Below are 5,256 nucleotides of genomic sequence, written 5' to 3'. Positions count from 1 at the left end.
AAGATTTTTTAGTTACCAGGATACAATTAAACTTTTAGTTATTTAACACTACCGAGTAATTAATCTTTGTGTCTTTGTAGTATCATTTTAGTTTTTATTATCCTGATAATCTGCGAAAATCTGCGTCCTATTAACTTGACTGCCTATGGGTTACTATTATGAGGTGGTTAATTATTCTCTCTATCGTAATTTCTTCAGGATGTAGTAAATCCTTTGATAATAAAGAAGTTATTGAGGATAAATGGTATATTTTCGTCGATAAGGAATATGGTCCAATAGAGCTAAAGGAACTTAAACTCTGGTGTGAAGAGGGAAGGGTATTGCCTGATACCCTGGTGAAAAAAGGCAAAATAGGGTATAAATTGGCTAAAGAGTTCTCAGAATTACAAGCGGTATTAACTAAAGATAGGTCGCAACACATTGAATCTCTCTCGGATAAAAAAGAAATACTTTTAATTCCAAATGTAACCTATGGGCTTCAACCTGAGGAAGATGAAGGTGAGTAAGGTATGATGTTAAATAAGATTTTAATAATAGTTGCCATTATCGTGGGTCTTTTTTTAGTCGGATTAATTACGGATGTCATCCGGCTACATTTGATAAAAAACAGAGTAGAAGGATATTTGGAGGAGATAATTAAAGAAGGGGCTATTTTAATCGATACACCCCGGGCAACTAATAAAAAGATAAAACAAATGGCAAAAAATTATGGTATTTTGTTAAATGATGAGGAAATAATTATCAGTCCCTCCCTAAATAAGATAACCATTAATAAATCGTTATCCCTCAATACTTATTTTGCCTGGCTTGTTGGTAAGAAAACAATTACATTATTTCTCCAAAAACAGGCAGAGATTTTAAGAACGATTTGCCCTATTACTGAATTAGAAACTATTTCTCTGGGAATTATTCGACCTTCGGGGTTAAACTTTGGTTTTTTGTATAAACTTGCCCTACAGCCAGAAACGAATTTGTTGGAAGAAAAGTTAGTCGCGCTGGATTTTGGGTCTGCATTTTCTAAAACACTTAAAGTAGGCAATATCTTTAACCTGCGTGAACTAAAAGAGAATGAATTGGAAGAATTAGTCAGTCTTTTTACTGGTGCTTGTAAAAGTGATTGTCGTATAAATAATTTCTCACCACAATGTCCTAAATTATTAAAAATACCGGTTGTCGAAATTTTTAAACCTATCCCTTCAATGGTCAAAGTAGTAGGTTTTGCTTGCTTTTTTATCGAAGAAGGGGATAACGAAATAATAACAGGTTACTTTGTTGAACATTATCAGCCTGGTGTTTCAGATGATAGGGTTAGCCACGATTTTGGTCTACGAACACGGAGTAAAATAGAGATTATAATAAAATATACTCAACACAGGCATAATCTGTGATTTTTGTAACTTAGATTCTCAGTTCCATGGTTCACGGTTACAGGTCCACGGTTGAAGGGTTAGCTTTCTAACCTTGAACCTGACAACCTAAGCAGATACAGAATCGGTAAGCGTTCAGCTACTTAAAAAATAACTGTAAAATGTAAAATGAGCAATTAAAAATTTAAAAGTCAATTCTGTGTTTTGGCAGTAAGAACTGATTTCCCAATCACCTTACATTTCATCTATCCTCTCATTTTACATTGCCCATTTTACATTATTATTAGATATTTTGCAATAACCTGAACGCTTACCAGAATCGTAAATTATGCCCTCTTCAAGTATAAAAGTAACCGTTCACCGCAGGGAAGCGGGAACAGAATGAATACTATTTCGCTCTAATTCCTCCTTCTCCCTCTGTGGGAAGTGGGAAGTAAGTGTTTTTCATCTCTTTTTTGCTGTAGTAACGCTCTTTCCAAGAATATTTCGTAAGCGTTCAGGTGGTGTAACAAAAGGAGATGTGGAGATTAAGGAGATAGGGAGATATTATTAAAAAAATTGAAATTAATAGAAACTAATAGAAATTTATGGAAATTTGTTGTTTTTCACAATCAATTTCTACCTATTTCTATAAATTTCAATCTATTTCTATTATCTTATCTCCATATCACTCTTATCTCCTTATCCCCTTTCTTACACTTTTGATATATAGCCTGAACGGTTACAAAAAAGGATAAACCACAAAGGGCAGAAAGTAGTAACGCAAAGGACACAAAGGGAAGAAAATAGGTAAAGCATTTTTTATCAACTCAACTTCAAAGAATAAGTTGCAAAAAAATCATCAGGTTTTTGAGCCTAATTTTGCCATCTTTGAACAAAATAAACAGATTGATAAGGATTCAGATAGCCTCAATGGCTCCTTAAATTAACGAAACTCCAGTTTACATCTATATCCAATCTATTGGTTTTCAATGGGTTATGCAATATTCATCAAATTATATAGATGAAAAGATTTGTCAACACTCACTCAAAGTTTGACACCAAAGGAACAGAAATAGAAATAATTCGGATTTAAATAAATGAGGTTTCATTTAATGATTTTTTCAATCGGACATAGTAATCATTCATTAGAAAACTTTATTAAATTATTACAACTCCATCAAATTCAAATATTGGTTGATGTCCGAACCTCCCCTTATTGTAAATATGCCACCTGGTTTAATAAAAATGAATTAGCACCAATCATTGAGAAAAATAATATGGAATACCTATACTTAGGGAAAGGATTGGGGGGGTATCCTTCTAATTCAGAATATATCACTGCCACCGGGAAAACAGATTATAAAAAATATGCTCAAAGTGAAGAATATCTTAACACCTTACAATTTTTGGTTGAGGAAACGGTGGGTAAAAGAGCCGCTATTATGTGTGCTGAAGCAGACCCAAGACAATGCCATCGCCATCTCCTGATTACAAAATCTTTATTAGAAAAAGAGATAGATGTAATTCATATCCTGGCGGATGGGACCCTGGACTACCCAAAGTTAGAAGAGTTTAAAAATGAAGTGCAACAATTATCGCTTTTTGAGTAAGTGTTTAGTTTGGAGTAACTGTTCACCGCAGAGACACAGAGAAAAAAATTAAAATCTATTGACGAGACGCTTAACATCCTTGATTTTCATCAGGGCAAGCTCTTGAGTACAATAACATTAAAATTGATTAACAAATCTGGTTTGCCTGCTGAACATTGGGCAAGCAGGTCATAAGTATTTCCATGTCTGCATCAATAATTTTTATGTTATCTAATTTATTTCTATGTCTTCTCTGCGAACTCTTGCGTCTCTGCGGTGAATTATCACCTGAACGGTTACAGTTTGGAGATGAAAATGCATAAAATATACACCATTGGATTTACCAGGAAGAGTTTAGAGATATTTATAAAATTGCTCCAGAAGGCAAGAATAACCTTAGTAGTGGATATTCGATTAAATAATACTTCCCAATTAGCAGGTTATTCCAAAGGGAAGGATTTGGAGTTTTTACTTAATGCCGGCTTTGGTATTACCTATCGCCATGAACTACAACTTGCTCCCACTGAAGATATACTTAACCAATATAAAAAGGACAATAATTGGAATAGATATGAGAATGATTTCCTGAAATCACTTGAGAAAAATAAAGTTAGTATTCTAAAATTAGGGAAAGAACTGATGAAAAACCAGACTATTTGCCTGCTTTGCACCGAGCCGACTGTGGATAAATGTCATCGTCGATTAATAGCAGAATTTTGGGCTAAAAATTTACCAGATATTGAAGTTTATCACTTGTAAGAAAACTGACTACTATAAAATATGATGTCAAAAGAAACTATATCTAAAGAATTAGTTATCTTAGCTATGACCAAAATGGCTAATGGAATTTGTACTGCCGGAATAGACTCTAACACCGGTAAATGGATTCGGCCTGTTCGATTAGACATTAGTGACCCGATGGAACATTGTGTCCAATTGACAGATTTTATTATTCAAGGAGAGCCACGGATAAAATTATTGGCTGTATCTGAAGTTTTTCTTAAAGAACCAAACCCTTCCCTGCCTCATATTGAGGATTGGACTATTGATAGGCGATTTAAACCCAGATTAGTTAGCTGGAGTTTCGTGAATTTTCTATGATTCTTTTCTCCTTTAATCTTTGCGTTCTTTGCGGTCGATTTCTTTGCGTTCTTTGCGATTAAAAAAGGATAAATCGCAAAGGGCACAAAGTAGTAACGCAAAGGACACAAAGCGAAGAAAATAGGTAAAGCATTTTTTATCAATTCAACTTCAAAGGATAAGTTGCAAAAAAATCATCAGGCTTTTGAGCCTAATTTTGCCCTCTTTGAACAAAATAAACAGATTGATAAGGATAAAGAGAATTTTAGAAGTAGCATAAAATTTACGAAAGTCCAGTAAATTTCAATCTATTTCTATTATCTTGTCTCCATATCACTCTTATCTCCTTATCCCCTTTCTTACACTTTTGATATATAGCCTGAACGGTTACTGTTTTTTTTCAATCTCTTTAGTCAGAATAATTGCCTCCGCAATTTCACGCATCGACTTACGCATATTCATTGATTGATGTTGAATTCTTCGATACGCCTCTTCTTCTGAAAGCCGCCGTTCTTTCATCAGAATACCTTTGGCTTTTTCTACCAGCTTTCTGGTCTCCAATTCTTCCTGAATAATTTTAGTTTTAACCATCAAATTGGCATTTTCAATAGCTACTGCAGATTGATTTGCTACAGTGGTCAAGGTATCAATTTCACTTCTGGTGAATTTATGTGGGGTGGAGGTATAACTGGTTAAAGCTCCAATTACCTTGCCTTTAACACACAAAGGAACACAAACTAAAGAAACCAACCCTTCTTTTTTAGCCATCTCTTTATATTTATAATCTTTTTCTTTAGTTACATCAAGCACGGTTATAGGCCTATTTTCTTTAACTACCTTGCCAGCAATCCCTTCTCCTATTTTTAGATTTGGTTTTTGATTATATGCCTCGTAAAACTCCTTACTAATAGAATGAGTTGCTCGGATAACTAATTCTTGCTTTTCTTCATCCAAAAGCATTAAAGAGCATATTTTGGAAGACATTACTTCTGCGGTCACAGTGGTGATAAGACGAAGGATATCTTCTAAATAAAGGTTAGAGACAATAGCCTCACTTACCTTAGAGACAGCCTTTAATCGTTTAGCATAAGATAGTTTTGATGGACTTTCCATTTAAGATTTACTTCCTTTCACCAGTAGAAACGCTCTCTCTCGTCAAACGAAACTACTTCTCAAATATAGGTGGTAACATCCTTTTATGCTGGGAGGTTTCGATTAACCTCTTGACCTTAATAACA

General features: G+C 34.2%; 7 protein-coding genes. 6 read left to right on the top strand and 1 reads right to left on the bottom strand.

What is annotated here, in order from left to right:
* Positions 1–158: 158 nt before the first annotated feature.
* The 6 genes from AB1414_14855 to AB1414_14830 all read left to right on the top strand — a co-directional run bounded on the left by AB1414_14855 (position 159) and on the right by AB1414_14830 (position 4,039).
* Positions 159–506, top strand: a complete 348-nt coding sequence (locus AB1414_14855) for a hypothetical protein (protein MEW6608701.1) — start codon at positions 159–161, stop codon at positions 504–506.
* Between the two features lie 3 nt (positions 507–509).
* Positions 510–1,388, top strand: a complete 879-nt coding sequence (locus AB1414_14850) for a hypothetical protein (GenBank protein ID MEW6608700.1) — start codon at positions 510–512, stop codon at positions 1,386–1,388.
* 566 nt (positions 1,389–1,954) lie between these two features.
* Positions 1,955–2,104, top strand: a complete 150-nt coding sequence (locus tag AB1414_14845; protein MEW6608699.1) for a hypothetical protein — start codon at positions 1,955–1,957, stop codon at positions 2,102–2,104.
* 357 nt (positions 2,105–2,461) lie between these two features.
* A complete protein-coding gene (locus AB1414_14840; protein MEW6608698.1) occupies positions 2,462–2,959 on the top strand; it encodes a DUF488 domain-containing protein in 498 nt (165 codons plus the stop codon).
* 294 nt (positions 2,960–3,253) lie between these two features.
* Positions 3,254–3,697: a DUF488 domain-containing protein gene (locus AB1414_14835; protein MEW6608697.1), complete on the top strand. Its 444-nt coding sequence runs from the start codon at positions 3,254–3,256 to the stop codon at positions 3,695–3,697.
* Positions 3,698–3,718: 21 nt separating this feature from the next.
* Entirely contained in the window at positions 3,719–4,039 is a 321-nt protein-coding gene (locus AB1414_14830; protein ID MEW6608696.1) for a hypothetical protein, read from the top strand.
* A 366-nt stretch (positions 4,040–4,405) separates the two neighbouring features.
* Here the strand turns inward: AB1414_14830 and AB1414_14825 are convergent, their stop codons facing one another.
* On the bottom strand, positions 4,406–5,131 hold the full coding sequence (locus tag AB1414_14825; GenBank protein MEW6608695.1) for a GAF and ANTAR domain-containing protein: 726 nt from the start codon (positions 5,129–5,131) through the stop codon (positions 4,406–4,408).
* Positions 5,132–5,256: the final 125 nt, after the last annotated feature.

The organism is bacterium (assembly GCA_040755795.1).
GTDB lineage: Bacteria > UBA9089 > CG2-30-40-21 > CG2-30-40-21 > SBAY01 > JBFLXS01.
The sequence above is the reverse complement of the archived record's forward strand: the minus strand, read 5'-3'. Positions and strand labels throughout refer to the sequence as shown.

Coding starts and splice junctions, on each gene's coding strand:
- AB1414_14855 (MEW6608701.1), top strand. CDS start 159: ATGAGGTGGTTAATTATTCTCTCTATCGTAATTTCTTCAGGATGTAGT.
- AB1414_14850 (MEW6608700.1), top strand. CDS start 510: ATGATGTTAAATAAGATTTTAATAATAGTTGCCATTATCGTGGGTCTT.
- AB1414_14845 (MEW6608699.1), top strand. CDS start 1,955: ATGGAAATTTGTTGTTTTTCACAATCAATTTCTACCTATTTCTATAAA.
- AB1414_14840 (MEW6608698.1), top strand. CDS start 2,462: ATGATTTTTTCAATCGGACATAGTAATCATTCATTAGAAAACTTTATT.
- AB1414_14835 (MEW6608697.1), top strand. CDS start 3,254: ATGCATAAAATATACACCATTGGATTTACCAGGAAGAGTTTAGAGATA.
- AB1414_14830 (MEW6608696.1), top strand. CDS start 3,719: ATGATGTCAAAAGAAACTATATCTAAAGAATTAGTTATCTTAGCTATG.
- AB1414_14825 (MEW6608695.1), bottom strand. CDS start 5,131: ATGGAAAGTCCATCAAAACTATCTTATGCTAAACGATTAAAGGCTGTC.